This is a genomic window from Xanthomonas prunicola, from assembly GCF_025266575.1.
GTDB lineage: Bacteria > Pseudomonadota > Gammaproteobacteria > Xanthomonadales > Xanthomonadaceae > Xanthomonas > Xanthomonas prunicola.
Genome location: NZ_CP096142.1, coordinates 4,522,976 through 4,537,913, shown reverse-complemented (window position 1 = coordinate 4,537,913; position 14,938 = coordinate 4,522,976). Strand labels below are relative to the sequence as shown.

The following is a 14,938-nucleotide window of genomic DNA, read 5'->3' as shown; positions in this document are numbered from 1 at the left end:
GTCACTCCGCGCGCGGCTTGCCAGCCGCCGACTCGTTGGATGGTTTCTTCTTCTCGTGCCCGGGTTTTTTCGGGCCGGGCTTATTCGGTTTCTGCGGTGCCAGGCCCAAAGCGACCCAATCCGGCAGGATGCGCGCCTTGTCGATGTTATCGAAGCCGATCTGCACGTCCTTGCCGTCGACGGCAAACACCACGGCGCCAGCCTCGGCATCGATCCGCAGAATCTCGCCCTGGAAACGACGCCGACCATCCTGCGCCAGCTTCAAGACAATCTTTGCGGATTCGCCGGTATGGCGCGCGAACTGTTCCAGCGTGAACAGCGGACGATCCACACCCGGCGAAGACACCTCCAGGGTGTAGTTGCCGCTGATCGGATCTTCGACGTCGAGCTGGGCCGAGACTTCACGGCTCACGCGCTCGCAATCGTCGACGTTGATGACACGCTCGGGCTGCTCGGCCAGCGGCACATCGATATACAGGCGCAACGTGGCGCCACCTGGAGCGGGAAGATATTCCACGCCCAGCAGTTCCAAGCCCAAGGACTCAACCGTTGGACTCAGCAGATTCGCGATTTCAGTCGCTTTTTCGCTCACAGACTGCCCTGATCAGATGATTGCCAGTAGAACCCCGGCAACCGGCAGCAAACTTTCCGGTTCCGGAAAAAACAAGGGGCCCGATGGGCCCCTTGCGTGAAAAAAGCCCGACCTCTCAGGGCCGGCGTAAAGACGGGAACATGCGTCTTTACGATCCAAGAAGCTGAATTACTGCGATGAAGCAACAATTCGAAACTTGGTAGCGGGGGCAGGATTTGAACCTGCGACCTTCGGGTTATGAGCCCGACGAGCTGCCAGACTGCTCCACCCCGCAGCAGAAGCGGAATTATGAAGAACTTGAGCGAAAATTGCAAGCCCTAGTTTTTCATCTGTTGAACAGCGTGGCGGCTGTTCAACGTCGCGGCGAATGATACCCGCAATGCAACAAAAACGAAACACTCAGCGCGGTTTTATTTCAGTGCGCTGACGCAGCGGTCTTACGCGAGACCTGCGAATGCGCGCTGGCACCACACCATGATCGGGCTCCAGGCCAGACCAAGCGCCAGCAGGGCCAGCGCGTTGACGCCGAGCACAGTGCCCAGCACGCGATCGTTATTGGCCGGCAACGGCTCGCCTACCGGCTCGTCGAAGTACATGACCTTGATGACACGCAGATAGTAGTAGGCACCGATCACCGCACAGATCACACCGACCAGGGCCAGCCACAGCATGTCGCCCTTCACTGCCGCACCCAGTACTGCCAGCTTGGTCCAGAAACCCAGGAACGGCGGAATACCTGCCAACGACGCCATGATGCATAGCACCAGGCCAGCCATCCACGGATTGCGCGCGTTGAGTCCCTTGAAGTCGTCGATGTTCTCCGCTTCAAACCCATTACGCGACAGCGCAATGATGGCGCCGAACGAAGCAGTGGACATGATGGTGTAGCTGACCGCGTAAAACATCGCAGCTGCATAGCCTTCTTCGCCGCCACCTGCCACGCCCATCAGCAGGAAGCCGATATGCGAGACGGTCGAATACGCGAGCATGCGCTTGAGGTTGCTCTGCGCAATGGCCATTAGGTTGCCGACGACCAACGACACAGCCGACAGACCGCCGATCAGCAGATGCCACTGCGGAGACAACGGACCCATACCGACTTCCAGCAGGCGATACGCCATACCGAATGCCGCAAGCTTGGGCGCCGAGCTGATGAACAATGCGATCGGCGCAGGCGCACCCTGATACACGTCGGGCAACCACATGTGGAATGGCGCGGCGCCCAGCTTGAAGGCGACGCCGGCGATCATGAAGATGGTGCCGGTGAGCAGCAACGTGCGCTCGTTGGAGCCTTCGATCGCGTCGTGGATGCCGGCCAGGCTGAGCGTACCGGTGGCGCCATACACCAGCGACATGCCGTACAACAGCAGGCCCGATGCCAGCGACCCGAGCACGAAGTATTTCATCGCCGCTTCGGTGGCTAGGCCATTGTCGCGGTTGGAAGCGACCAGTGCGTAGGAGCACAGCGCCAGCAACTCCAGACCCAGATAGACCATCAATAGGCTACCGGCCGACGCCAGCAACATCATGCCGGCGGTGGCGAACAGCACCAATACCGGAATTTCGCCCTGGTAGAGATTGCGTTCGCGCAAGTAAGTCCAGCCATAGACCAAGCTCAGTCCGCTGACCAGCACGATCACGGTCTTCATGACATCAGCCGCAGTGTCGCGAACGAACATGCCGTTGAAGATGTCGCCCTGCCCGCCCGTGCCGGTCGCCAACAACACGAGCACCACGGCAAGAACGGCGACGGAGAACAGGTGGGTCCAAACCTTGTTCCGCTGGCTCACGAACAGGTCGAGCATCAGCAGTGCGAAGGCGCCGCCAATCAACACCAACTCCGGTACGAGCGGAGCCAGGTCAGCGGTAGTCAACGGCGCGAGCGTTGGCGTGGTCATCATTAAATCCTGGAAATCAAAACGTACGGCAAGCGGTCAGAGCTTGGTCGCGGCAATCTGGGTAGCCAGCTTGGCGATCGAGGGTTCCATCAGATCGGTCAGCGGCTTCGGGTACAGGCCCAGGGCCAGCACGCCAGCGGCGAAGACCCCCAGCACGAATGCTTCGCGGCCATTGATGTCCTTCAGCTCGGCCACGTGTGCGTTGGCCACTTCGCCGAAGAACACGCGCTTGTAGAGCCATAGCGTGTACGCAGCGGTGATCACCAACGTGGTGGCAGCAGCCAAGGCAACCAGCGGGTGCTTCTGGAAGCTGGCCAGGATCACCATGAATTCACCGACGAAACCACTGGTGCCCGGCAAACCGGCGTTTGCCATGAAGAACAACATGGAGAAAGTGGCGAACCACGGCATCACATTGACCACGCCGCCGTAGTCGGCGATGCGACGCGTGTGCATGCGGTCGTACAGCACACCGATGCAGGAGAACATCGCGCCGGACACGAAGCCGTGCGAAATCATCTGCACCATCGCGCCCTGCAGGCCGAGGCGGGCCGCATCGGTGCTGCCGTACTCGCGCACCAGGGTGAAGGCGATGAAGGTGCCGAGAGTGACGAAACCCATGTGCGCGATGGACGAATACGCCACCAGCTTCTTCATGTCGTCCTGCACCAATGCCACCAGGCCGACGTAGATCACCGCGATCAGCGACAGCGTGATCACTAGCCACGCGAACTCATGGCTGGCATCGGGAACGATCGGCAGATTGAAGCGCAGGAAGCCGTAGCCACCGATCTTCAACGCGATCGCCGCCAGGATCACCGAACCGGCAGTCGGTGCTTCGACGTGCGCATCCGGCAACCAGGTGTGCACCGGAAACATCGGCACCTTGACCGCGAACGCGATCAGGAACGCGAAGAAGATCCAGGTCTGCTCCTTGGCGGTCAGCTGCAGCGCATACAGGTCGGCGAGCTGGAAGCTGCCGCCCTTCAGGTACAGGTAGACCAGACCCACCAGCATCAGCACCGAGCCGAGGAAGGTGTAGAGGAAGAACTTCATCGCCGCGTAGATACGCCGCGGACCGCCCCAGACGCCGATGATCAGGAACATCGGGATCAGCATGGCTTCGAAGAAGACATAGAACAGCATCGCGTCGGTGGCAGCGAAGATGCCGACCGTGACGCCTTCCAGGATCAGGAAGGCGGCGACGTACTGATTGACGCGCTTGTCGATCGAGCGCCAGGCACCGATCAGCGCCAGCACCGTCACCAGCGTGGTCAGCACGATCAACGCGACCGCGATGCCGTCCACGCCCAGGTTGTAGCCGATGTTGTAGGCCGGGATCCAGGCATGCAGTTCGATGAACTGCATGGCGTCATTGGCGGTGTCGTAGCCCAGCAGCGGCAGACTCAGCACAAAGGTCGCCACCGCCACCGCCAGGGATGCCCAGCGGGCAGTCTCGGCGTTGCGCAACGCAAGGATCAAGGCGCCACCGATAATCGGCAGCCAGATCAAGATAGACAGTAAAGGCCAGTTCGACACGTTTTCTTATTCCGTACAGGTCAACGCCAGAAATGCATCAGTACCGCCAACAAGGCGATCAAACCGATGATCATTGCGAAGGCGTAGTGATAGAGGAAACCGGATTGCGTGCGACGCAGCAGATTTGCAGCCAGGTCGATCAGTCGGGCAGAACCATTGACGACGACACCGTCGACCACATGGGTATCGATGGCGCGTGACGCCTTGCCAAGGACCACGCCGCCACCGGCGAAGCCATTGATCCACAGCTTGTCGAAGCCGTACTTGTTTTCCAGCAGCCACACCACCGGCGCGAACGCCTTGCGCGACTTGGTGGCCAGGTCGGGCTTCCACAGATAGAACAGCGCAGCGAGCAACAGACCGGCGACCGTCAGGAAGAACGGCGCCGCCATCATGCCGTGCAACGCGAACGCGACCGGGCCGTGGAATTCTTCGGCCAGCGCACCGACGGTATCGCGTGCCGGGTCGTAGAAGTCGACGATGCCGGTGAAGAACGACACGGCCTGCCCTTTGAGCGCGTGCGCCGCGTGATGGCCCTGCCAATCGGTGCCGAACAACATCGGGCCGATGGTGAAGAAGCCGATCGCCACCGACGGGATCGCCAGCAGGATCAACGGCAGCGTCACCACCCACTTGGATTCGTGCGGCTCGTGCGCACCATGGTGGCCATGACCGTGGTCGTCGTGGCCGTGCGTATCGTGTGCATGTGCGTCGTGCGCGTGGACCTGCGCCTCGGCATCGGTGTGCGCGCTGTCGTGGTGTGCATGCGCATCGTGCGCATGGGCATCGCGGAAACGTTCCTTGCCGTGGAAGGTCAGGAACAGCAGGCGGAAGCTGTAGAAGCTGGTGACCAGCACGCCGCCGAGCACTGCCCAGTAGCCGTAGGTCGCGATCCAGCTATGCGACTCATGCGCATGGTGCGCGGCCGCTTCGATGATGGTGTCTTTGGAGTAGAAGCCGGAGAAGAACGGCGTACCGACCAGTGCCAAGGTACCGATCACGCTGGTCCAGTAAGTCACCTTCATGTACTTGCGCAGGCCGCCCATCTTGCGCATGTCCTGCTCATGGTGCATGCCGATGATGACCGAGCCGGCCGCCAGGAACAGCAGCGCCTTGAAGAAGGCATGCGTCATCAGGTGGAACACGGCGGCCGAATAGGCCGACACGCCCAGCGCCACGGTCATGTAGCCAAGCTGGGACAGCGTCGAATATGCGACCACGCGCTTGATGTCGTTCTGCACGATGCCGATCAGGCCGGTGAAGAAAGCCGTGGTCGCACCGATGAACAGGATGAAGTTCAGCGCGGTTTCGGACAGCTCGAACAGCGGCGACATACGCGCCACCATGAAGATGCCGGCGGTGACCATCGTGGCAGCGTGGATCAGCGCCGAGATCGGGGTCGGGCCTTCCATCGAGTCCGGCAACCACACATGCAGCGGCACCTGCGCCGACTTGCCCATCGCACCGATGAACAGACAGATGCAGATCAGCGTCATCACGCTCCACTCGTGGCCTGCGAACAGCTGCACCTTGGCACCGGCCATGGTGGTCGCGTTGGCAAACACGGTGGAATAATCCAGCGAACCGAACCACAGCAGCACGCCGGCAATGCCGAGGATGAAGCCGAAATCGCCGACGCGGTTGACCAGAAAGGCCTTCATGTTGGCGAACACGGCGGTCGGGCGCTTGAACCAGAAACCGATCAGCAGGTACGACACCAGACCCACCGCTTCCCAGCCGAAGAACAGCTGCAGGAAGTTGTTGCTCATCACCAGCGTCAGCATGGAGAAGGTGAACAACGAGATGTAGCTGAAGAAGCGCTGGTAACCCGGGTCTTCCTCCATGTAGCCGATGGTGTAGATGTGCACCAGCAGCGACACGAAGGTCACCACCACCATCATCATCGCGGTCAGGCGATCAACCATGAAGCCGACATGCGCGGAGTAATTGCCGACGTCGAAGAAGGTGTACAGGTTCTGGTTGAACGGGCTGGCGCCCTGCTCCACCAATTGATACAGGGTCAGGCACGACAACACACAGCTGACCGCCACGCCGAGGATGGTGACGTACTGCGCGCCCTTGCGCCCCACCTGACGACCGAACAGGCCGGCGATGATGCTGCCGACCAGCGGTGCAAGCACCACTGCGATCAGCAGACTCTTGGAGAGAGTGATTTCCATCTACGGGTCAGCCCTTCAACGTGTCGACTTCGGCCACATTGATCGTGCGGCGCGTACGGAACAGAGTCACCAGGATCGCAAGACCGATGGCGGCCTCTGCGGCGGCAACGGTCAGGATGAAGAACACGAACAACTGACCGGCGGTATCGCCAAGCTCGCGCGAGAACGCGATGAAGTTGACGTTGACCGACAGCAGCATCAACTCGATCGACATCAGCAAAACGATGACGTTCTTGCGGTTGAGGAAGATGCCGGCCAGGGAGATGCAGAACAGCACCGCGCCCAGTCCCAGCAGGTGGCCCAAGGTAATCAAGACTTCGCCTCCTGTCCGTCGGCCGCGTCACTCTGCGGCGCAACCTGTACCGGCTTTTCAACCGCCATTTTGACCATGCGCAAACGGTCGCCAGCCTTCACTCGCGATTGCTCGCCGGCGTTCTGCAGCTTGATGCCGGTGCGCTTGCGCAGGGTCAGCATCACCGCAGCCACCACCGCCACGGTCAGAATCACCGCAGCAAATTCGAACGGCAGCAGGAACTCGGTGTACAGGCTCTTGGCCAGCCAGGTCAGGTTCGAGCTGTCGGCAGCCTGCGCTGCTGCATTGTCGACCGGAAACGGCGTGGCAGTGCGCGACTTGACCCCGATCAAGGTGACCATCTGCGCCAGCATCGCCACCGCAACGATCACGCCCAGCGGCATGTACTTGACCCAGCCCTCGCGCAGCCGACTGGTGTCGATGTCCAGCATCATCACCACGAACAGGAACAACACCATCACCGCGCCGACGTAGACCAGCACCAGGGTGACGCCAAGGAACTCGGCACCGACCAGCAGCCAGATACAGGCCATCGAGAAGAAGGTGAGGATCAGGCACAACACGGCGTACACCGGGTTGCGCACGCTGATCACCGCACCGGCGGACACGACCGCGACGGCGGAGAAGGCGTAAAAAGCAATAGAGACCCAGTCCATCATGACCTCAACGGAAGGCGGCATCGGCAGCGCGACGCTCGGCGATCTCGGTTTCTAACCGGTCTCCGATCGCCAGCAACTGCGGCTTGTTGATAATGTTTTCGCCACGCTTCTCGAAGTGATACTCGAGGATGTGCGTCTCGACGATCGAGTCCACCGGGCAGCTTTCCTCACAGAAACCGCAGAAGATGCACTTGAACAGGTCGATGTCGTAACGCGTCGTGCGGCGACTACCGTCTTCGCGCTTGGCCGAATCGATGGTGATTGCCAGCGCCGGGCACACCGCTTCGCACAGTTTGCAGGCGATGCAGCGCTCTTCGCCGTTGGGGTAGCGGCGCAGCGCATGCAGGCCACGAAAACGCGGTGATTGCGGGAACTTCTCCATCGGATACAGCACGGTGTACTTGGGCTTGAACGTGTATTTCAACGTCAGCCACAAGCCTCCGAGCAGTTCGAGCAGGAGCAAGCTCTTGAAGTAATGGGTGATCTTGTTCATCAATTACACGCCCTTCTGGATCACGCCGTAAAACACCATCAATGCCGTCACTGCGATCCACACGATCGTGAGCGGAATGAACACCTTCCAGCCCAGACGCATGATCTGGTCGTAGCGGTAGCGCGGGAAGCTGGCACGGAACCAGATGTAGGCGCTGGCGAAGAAGAACACCTTCATCAGCAGCCACGGCCAACCGCCGGTCCACACCCAATTGACCCACGGCGAGATATCCGCAGTGACCCAACCCTGGATCGGGCTCAGCCAGCCGCCGAGGAAGAAGATCGAGATCAGGAAGCTGACCAGAATCATGTTGGCGTATTCGGCCAGGAAGAACAGTGCGAATGCACCGCCCGAATATTCCACCATGTGGCCGGCGACGATTTCCGATTCGCCTTCCACCACGTCGAACGGCGCGCGGTTGGTTTCGGCAACGCCGGAGACCCAGTACACGATGAACAAGGGGAACAGCGGAATCAGGAACCAGTCGAAGAAGCCGGAGTTACCCGCTTGCGCAAACACGATCTGGCTGAGGTTGACGCTGCCGGAAGCGATCATGACGCCGACCAGCGCAAAGCCCATCGCGATTTCGTAGCTGACCACCTGCGCTGCCGAGCGCATCGCACCCAGGAAGGCGTACTTGGAGTTGGAGGCCCAGCCGGCGAGGATGATGCCGTACACGCCCAGCGAGGTCATCGCCAGCAGATACAGCAAACCAACATTGGCGTTGGACAACACCAGCTTCGCATCGAACGGCACCACCGACCACGCGGCGAATGCAGGTGCCAGGGTCAGCAACGGGGCGATGATGAACATCGCCTTGTGCGAGCTGCTCGGCTGCAGGATCTCCTTGAACAGAAGTTTGAACACGTCGGCGAAGGCCTGGAAGATGCCCATACCCACATACATGGGCCCGTGGCGCACGTGCATCCAGCCAATCAGCTTGCGCTCCCAGACCACGTAGAAGGCCACCGAGATAATCACCGGCACGGCGATCAGCAGGATCTTCAATATCGACCAGAGCACCACGCCGCCATCGCCCAGTCCCAGAAACCACTGGTGCAAGGGGTCGACCAGGTTCAACAGCAATTCGTTCATGCAGCCACCACCGTTACACGACCGGCACCGAGCGGCGCGGTTGCGCCATGGCCGGATTCGATCCACACCGTGCCCGGTGCGACGCGCTTGTCCAGCACCACCGGCAACGTCGCCTTGCCGGCGTCGGTACCGACCTTGACCATCTGACCGGCCTGGACCTGCAACTGCGCAGCCTGCTCCGGATGCATCGCCACGCACGGTGCGATGTTGAGCGGATGCGATTGCAGCGCAGCGGCGCGACGTACCACCGCATCGGTGCGATAGATCGCAGCGGTTGCCGCAACCTCCAGCCCGTCATGGGTGGCCTGCGGCTGAGCCGAGGCCACCGGGCGCACATCGCGGTTCTGCATGCCGGCGCGCAGGCCAACCAGGTCGATGAATTCGAACCCGGCCAGACCCAGCTCACCACCGAGTGCACGCAACACGCGCCAACCCTCGCGCGCTTCGACCGGCAGGCGGCCTGCAGCACGTGCGGTCTGCACGCGACCATCGAGATTGGTCAGCGATGCATCGATTTCCGGCAACGCACCGATCGGCAGGATCACATCGGCCACATCGCGCGTCGACGCGCAGGCGAACTGGCTGAATGCAACGACCTTGGCACCAGCCAACGCACTGCGTGCAGCGGCGGCATTGGCAAAATCCAGACCCGGCTCGATGCCATACAACACGTAGGCCTGACGCGGCTGAGCCAGCATGCCGGCGACATCGCGCGCGGTGGGCAGCACGCCCTGCGACACCAGACCGACGGCATTGGCACCCTGCGGGATGCGGCACAACGATGCGCCGGTTGCGGCGGCAAAATCGCGTGCAGCAGCACGCAGCGCCGCAGCCTGCGGATGGTTTTCGGCCAAGCCGCCGACCACGATGACGGCCCGGCTTGCGCCCTTGACCGCATCGCGCAGTGTTGCGTCGTCGAGCGCAGCTGCCAGCTGCGACGGCGCCACCACGGTGCGGCTCGCCTGAGTAAAAGCAAAATCGAAATCGACCGGATTGACCGAGTGAATCTGGGTGCGGTTCTGCACCTGCGCCTTGCGCAGACGTGCATGCAGCAACGGCAATTCATGCCGCACGTTGGTGCCGAACAACACCACCACATCGGCCTGTTCGATCTCGGCCAGCGGCGTTGCAAAGGCTTCGGCCACCGCAGCGTCGGAAAAATCGCGAGTGAGTAGACGGTGATCCAGATTGCCGCTACCCAGACCTTCGGCCAGACGCACCAGCAGCGCGCCTTCCTCGTTGGAGGTGGATGGATGCACCAGGACGCCAAGCTGATCGCCAGCGTTGTCGCGCAGGATCTGGGTCGCAGCGGCCAGACCTTCGGTCCAGCTCACTTCGGTCCACTCGCCGTTGATCTTCGTCAGCGGCTTGACCGCACGGTCTTCGGAGTACAGACCCTGATGCGAGTAACGGTCGCGATCGGACAGCCAGCACTCGTTGACCGCCTCGTTCTCGCGCGGCACGGTGCGCAGCACTTCGCCGCGACGTACGTGCAGGAACAGGTTCGAGCCCATCGCATCGTGGTAGCCCAGCGACTCGCGCGCCATCAATTCCCACGGACGTGCGCGGAACTGGAACACCTTGTTGGTCAGCGCGCCCACCGGGCACACGTCGATGACGTTGCCGGAAATTTCGGTGGTCAGCGGCTTGCCGTCGTAGGTGCCGATCTGCAGGTTTTCACCGCGATACATGCCACCCAACTCGTAGGTACCGGCGATGTCTGCAGTGAAGCGCACGCAACGGGTGCACTGGATGCAGCGGGTCATCTCGGTGGCGACCAACGGACCGATATCCTCGTCCGGCACCACGCGCTTGCGCTCGTTGAAACGGCTGACCGAACGGCCGTAGCCGAGCGAGACGTCCTGCAGCTCGCACTCGCCGCCCTGATCGCAGATCGGGCAGTCCAGCGGGTGGTTGATCAGCAGGAACTCCATCACGCTGCGCTGGTACTTCAGCGCCTTTTCGCTCCGCGTGGTGACCTTCATGCCGTCCATCACCGGCGTGGCGCAGGCGGGCGACGGCTTCGGCGACTTTTCGACATCGACCAGGCACATGCGGCAGTTGGCCGCGATCGGCAGCTTCTCGTGGTAGCAGAAGCGCGGGATCGGGATGCCGGCCTTGTCGGCCGCCTGGATGATCATCGAGCCCTTCGGCACCACCAGAGACTGACCGTCGATTTCGACGGTGACATGGTCCGGTGGCACGTTCGGGTTCACTGGTTGGGCGCTCATGCAGCCACTCCGACGTGCGTATCGACGATCGAACGACCGTTGACGATGTAGTACTCGAACTCGTCCCAGAACTGGCGCAGGAAGCCCTGAATCGGCCATGCCGCCGCTTCACCGAACGCGCAGATGGTATGGCCTTCGATCTGGCCGGCCACGGTACGCAGCTGGTGCAGGTCTTCCATCGTGGCCTTGCCGGCGACGATGCGCTCCAGCACGCGGTGCATCCAGCCGGTGCCTTCGCGGCACGGCGTGCACTGGCCGCAGGATTCCTTGTGGAAAAACTGCGAGATGCGGCAAGCGAAACGCACGCAGCAGACGCTGTCGTCCAGCACCACGATCGCACCCGATCCCAGGCCGGTACCGAGCGCGCGCAAGGTGTCGTAATCCATCTGCAGACCAGCGACCTGGTCGGCCTTCAGCACCGGCATCGACACGCCGCCGGGCACCACGCCCTTGAGCTTGCGGCCCGGACGCAGGCCGCCGGCCATTTCCAGCAGTTCGTCAAACGTGGTGCCCAGCGGCACTTCGAAATTGCCGCCCTTCTGCACGCAACCGGACACCGAGAAGATCTTCGGGCCGCCGTTCTTGGTCTTGCTCAAGCCCAGAAACCACTCCGGGCCGTTGCGAATGATCGCCGGCACCGACGCGTAGGTTTCGGTGTTGTTGATGGTGGTCGGCTTGCCGTACAGGCCGAAGTTGGCCGGGAACGGCGGCTTGTAGCGCGGCTGCCCTTTCTTGCCTTCCAGCGATTCCATCAATGCGGTTTCTTCGCCGCAGATGTAAGCGCCGGCACCCAGCGCACCGTAGATATCGATATCCACGCCGCTGCCGAGGATGTTCTTGCCCAGCCAGCCGTTGGCATAGGCATCGGCCAGCGCCAGCTCGAAGTTCTCGAACGGCTCGTGGTGGAACTCGCCACGCAGGTAGTTATAGCCCACGGTAGAGCCGGTGGCGTAGCAGGCGATCGCCATGCCCTCCACCACCGAGTGCGGGTTGTAACGCAGGATGTCGCGGTCCTTGCAGGTGCCCGGCTCGGATTCGTCCGAATTACACAGGATGTACTTCTGCATGTTGCCCTTGGGCATGAACGACCACTTCAGACCGGTCGGGAAGCCTGCGCCACCGCGGCCGCGCAGGTTCGATGCCTTGACCATTTCGATGACGTCGGCCGGCGGAATCTTCTCTTCGAGGATCTTACGTAGCGCAGCGTAGCCACCGGTTTTCAGATAGCTCTCATACGACCAAGGGGTGTCGTAATGCAGCGTCGTATAGACGACCTGATGGGGCAACGGCGCCGGACCGACCGGACCTGTAGGTGCGTGATGATGTGCCATGTCTTACTCCAGCCCGTCCAGCAGCGCGTCAACCTTCTCTTTCGTCAGGTGCTCGTGATAGTGGCCATTGATGACCATCATCGGCGCCGCGGAGCAGGCCGCCAGGCATTCTTCTTCGCGCTTGAGGTAGACGCGACCATCGGCCGTCGACTGCCCCAGCTTGCAACCCAGTTTCTTCTCGGCGTGCGCCAGCAGATCTTCGGCGCCGTTGAGCCAGCAGCTGATGTTGGTGCAGAACGCCACGTTGTGGCGGCCGACCTTCTCGGTCTCGAACATCGAGTAGAAGCTGGCGACCTCGTAAGCCCACACCGGCGGCAGTTCCAGATACTTGGCCACACCGACGATCAGCTCATCGGTCAGCCAGCCCTGGTTCTGCTCCTGCGCAGCATGCAGGCCCTGCAGCACCGCCGAACGCTTGCGATCGGGCGGAAACTTGGCCAGCCAGTGATCGATGTGCGCGCGCGTCTTGTCGCTCAGCACCACCTGCGGATCGACGTCGCGCGCCGCTTCGAAATTACCCGTCGCCTTCATCGGTCAACCTCACCGAAAACCAAATCGTAAGTGCCGATCATCGCCACGACGTCGGCCAGCAAATAGCCACGCACCACTGCGTCCATCGACGACAGATGCGCAAAACCCGGCGCGCGCAGATGCACGCGGAACGGTTTGTTGGCGCCATCGGACATCAGGTAGCAACCGAACTCGCCCTTGGGCGCTTCGACCGCGCTGTAGGTTTCGCCGGCCGGCACGCAGTAACCTTCACTAAACAGCTTGAAGTGATGGATCAGCGCTTCCATGTCGTCCTTCATGCCTTCGCGGCTTGGCGGAGCGACCTTGAAATTGGTGACCATGACCGGGCCTGGGTTGGCCTTCAGCCACTTCACGCACTGCTTGATGATGCGGTTGGATTCGCGCATCTCGGCCACGCGCACCAGGTAGCGGTCGTAGCAGTCGCCGTTGGTGCCGACCGGGATATCGAACTCCACTGCGTCGTACTTGGCGTACGGCTGCTTCTTGCGCAGATCCCACTCGATGCCCGAACCACGCAGCATCGGGCCGGTCATGCCCCAGGCACGCGCCAGATCCGGGCTGATGATGCCGACATCGACGGTACGCTGCTTCCAGATACGGTTATCGGTCAGCAGCGTCTCGTACTCGTCCACACGCGACGGGAAGGTATTGGTGAAATCCTCGAGGAAGTCCAGCATCGAGCCTTCGCGCGCTGCATTGAGCTTCTTCAGTGCCCCGCCCTTGTGCCAGCGGGATTCCTTGTACTTGGGCATGCGATCGGGCAGATCGCGATACACGCCGCCGGGACGGTAGTAGGCAGCGTGCATGCGCGCGCCACTGACGGCCTCATAGACGTCCATCAATTCTTCGCGCTCGCGGAACGCGTACAGCATCACCGCCATCGCGCCCAGATCGAGCGCGTTGGAACCGACCCACATCAGGTGGTTCTTGATGCGGGTGATCTCGTCGAACATGGTGCGGATGTACTGCGCACGCTCGGGCGCCTCGATGCCCATCAGGGACTCGATCGCGCGCACGTAAGCGTGTTCGTTGCACATCATCGACACGTAATCCAGGCGATCCATGTACGGAACCGACTGGTTGAACGGTTTGGACTCGGCCAGCTTCTCGGTGCCACGGTGCAGCAGGCCGATATGCGGATCGGCACGCACCACGGTTTCGCCGTCCATTTCCAGGATCAGGCGCAGCACGCCGTGCGCCGCAGGATGCTGCGGGCCGAAATTCATCGTGTAATTGCGGATTTCCTGCTTGCTTTCGACAGGATTGCTCGCGAAGGCATCGGTCGCCTGGCGGAACTCACTCACTTGGCAGTCTCCGACTTGCCCACTTCACCAGCGGCAGTCTCATAACGGGCATCGTCGCGAATCACGCGCGGCACACCGACGCGCGGCTCGACCGACGTCACCGGCTCGTACACCACACGCTTGCGCTCTTCGTCATAACGCACTTCGACGTTGCCGATCAGCGGGAAATCCTTGCGGAACGGGTGGCCGACGAATCCGTAGTCGGTCAGGATGCGGCGCAGGTCCGGATGGCCATCGAAGACGATGCCGAACAGGTCGAAGGCTTCGCGTTCGAACCAGTTCACGCCCGGCCAGATATCGGTCACCGACGCCACCACCGGCACCTGTTCGTCCGGTGCGTAGCACCGCACGCGCAGACGCTGGTTGTGCTGGTAGGAGATCAACTGGGCGACCACCGCAAAGCGCTGCTTGGGCATGTGCTGCGGATGGGCGCCGGTGGAGCTTTCCTGGCTGGGAAATTCGCCCCAGGCGAAACGACCGACGGCCTTGCCCTCGACGCCGCGGCTGAAGCCCTGCGACGACACGTCGGCGGTATCCCACTCGTCGCTGCCGTAGCCCAGGTAATCGACGCCGCACAGATCGCTGAGCTGTTCGAAACCGAGCTCGTCGCGCAGGGCCAGACAAGTGGCGTGCCAATCGGCCGCAGCGACTTCCAGCGTCACTTCGCCGCGCGGCAAGGCCACGGCAATCTGCGCACCGGCGAAACGTGCCGCAAGTCGGTCAGTGAAGGAGGATGCTTGCTCTGCCATGGGGGCTTGGCTGCTCTCGGTGG

General features: G+C 61.8%; 13 protein-coding genes and 1 tRNA gene. All 14 read right to left on the bottom strand.

Translation table 11 applies throughout. From position 1 onward, the window contains the following. Window position 1 precedes the first annotated feature (1 nt). A complete protein-coding gene (rimP, locus tag M0D43_RS19430; protein WP_260807495.1) occupies window positions 2-592 on the bottom strand; it encodes a ribosome maturation factor RimP in 591 nt (196 codons plus the stop codon). A 197-nt stretch (window positions 593-789) separates the two neighbouring features. Then, window positions 790-866 (bottom strand) — tRNA-Met (locus M0D43_RS19425). Between the two features lie 163 nt (window positions 867-1,029). Beyond that, complete coding sequence (nuoN, locus tag M0D43_RS19420; RefSeq protein ID WP_003485567.1) at window positions 1,030-2,490, bottom strand: NADH-quinone oxidoreductase subunit NuoN; 1,461 nt, start codon at window positions 2,488-2,490, stop codon at window positions 1,030-1,032. A 36-nt stretch (window positions 2,491-2,526) separates the two neighbouring features. After that, on the bottom strand, window positions 2,527-4,029 hold the full coding sequence (locus M0D43_RS19415; protein ID WP_252162661.1) for an NADH-quinone oxidoreductase subunit M: 1,503 nt from the start codon (window positions 4,027-4,029) through the stop codon (window positions 2,527-2,529). 20 nt (window positions 4,030-4,049) lie between these two features. Then, on the bottom strand, window positions 4,050-6,209 hold the full coding sequence (nuoL, locus tag M0D43_RS19410) for an NADH-quinone oxidoreductase subunit L (protein ID WP_260807494.1): 2,160 nt from the start codon (window positions 6,207-6,209) through the stop codon (window positions 4,050-4,052). Window positions 6,210-6,216: 7 nt separating this feature from the next. Continuing rightward, window positions 6,217-6,522 carry an NADH-quinone oxidoreductase subunit NuoK gene (nuoK, locus tag M0D43_RS19405; protein ID WP_005914274.1) on the bottom strand — a complete coding sequence of 102 codons (306 nt, stop codon included), beginning with the start codon at window positions 6,520-6,522 and terminating at the stop codon, window positions 6,217-6,219. After that, window positions 6,519-7,181 (bottom strand): NADH-quinone oxidoreductase subunit J, encoded by a 663-nt coding sequence (locus M0D43_RS19400; protein ID WP_207759582.1) that lies wholly within the window; start codon window positions 7,179-7,181, stop codon window positions 6,519-6,521. The genes nuoK and M0D43_RS19400 overlap by 4 nt, the downstream gene beginning before the upstream one ends. A 4-nt stretch (window positions 7,182-7,185) precedes the next feature. After that, window positions 7,186-7,674, bottom strand: coding sequence for an NADH-quinone oxidoreductase subunit NuoI (nuoI, locus tag M0D43_RS19395; protein WP_101361428.1), 489 nt, complete (start codon window positions 7,672-7,674; stop codon window positions 7,186-7,188). Window positions 7,675-7,677: 3 nt separating this feature from the next. Continuing rightward, entirely contained in the window at window positions 7,678-8,769 is a 1,092-nt protein-coding gene (nuoH, locus tag M0D43_RS19390; RefSeq protein WP_252162659.1) for an NADH-quinone oxidoreductase subunit NuoH, read from the bottom strand. Then, window positions 8,766-11,000, bottom strand: coding sequence for an NADH-quinone oxidoreductase subunit NuoG (nuoG, locus tag M0D43_RS19385; RefSeq protein WP_260807493.1), 2,235 nt, complete (start codon window positions 10,998-11,000; stop codon window positions 8,766-8,768). Before nuoG ends, nuoH begins: the two co-directional genes overlap by 4 nt. Beyond that, window positions 10,997-12,331, bottom strand: a complete 1,335-nt coding sequence (gene nuoF, locus M0D43_RS19380) for an NADH-quinone oxidoreductase subunit NuoF (RefSeq protein WP_252162657.1) — start codon at window positions 12,329-12,331, stop codon at window positions 10,997-10,999. Before nuoF ends, nuoG begins: the two co-directional genes overlap by 4 nt. 3 nt (window positions 12,332-12,334) lie before the next feature. After that, entirely contained in the window at window positions 12,335-12,862 is a 528-nt protein-coding gene (gene nuoE / locus M0D43_RS19375; protein WP_005991372.1) for an NADH-quinone oxidoreductase subunit NuoE, read from the bottom strand. Beyond that, complete coding sequence (locus M0D43_RS19370) at window positions 12,859-14,166, bottom strand: NADH-quinone oxidoreductase subunit D (RefSeq protein ID WP_252162656.1); 1,308 nt, start codon at window positions 14,164-14,166, stop codon at window positions 12,859-12,861. Before M0D43_RS19370 ends, nuoE begins: the two co-directional genes overlap by 4 nt. After that, window positions 14,163-14,915 carry an NADH-quinone oxidoreductase subunit C gene (locus M0D43_RS19365; RefSeq protein ID WP_252162655.1) on the bottom strand — a complete coding sequence of 251 codons (753 nt, stop codon included), beginning with the start codon at window positions 14,913-14,915 and terminating at the stop codon, window positions 14,163-14,165. Before M0D43_RS19365 ends, M0D43_RS19370 begins: the two co-directional genes overlap by 4 nt. Window positions 14,916-14,938: the final 23 nt, after the last annotated feature.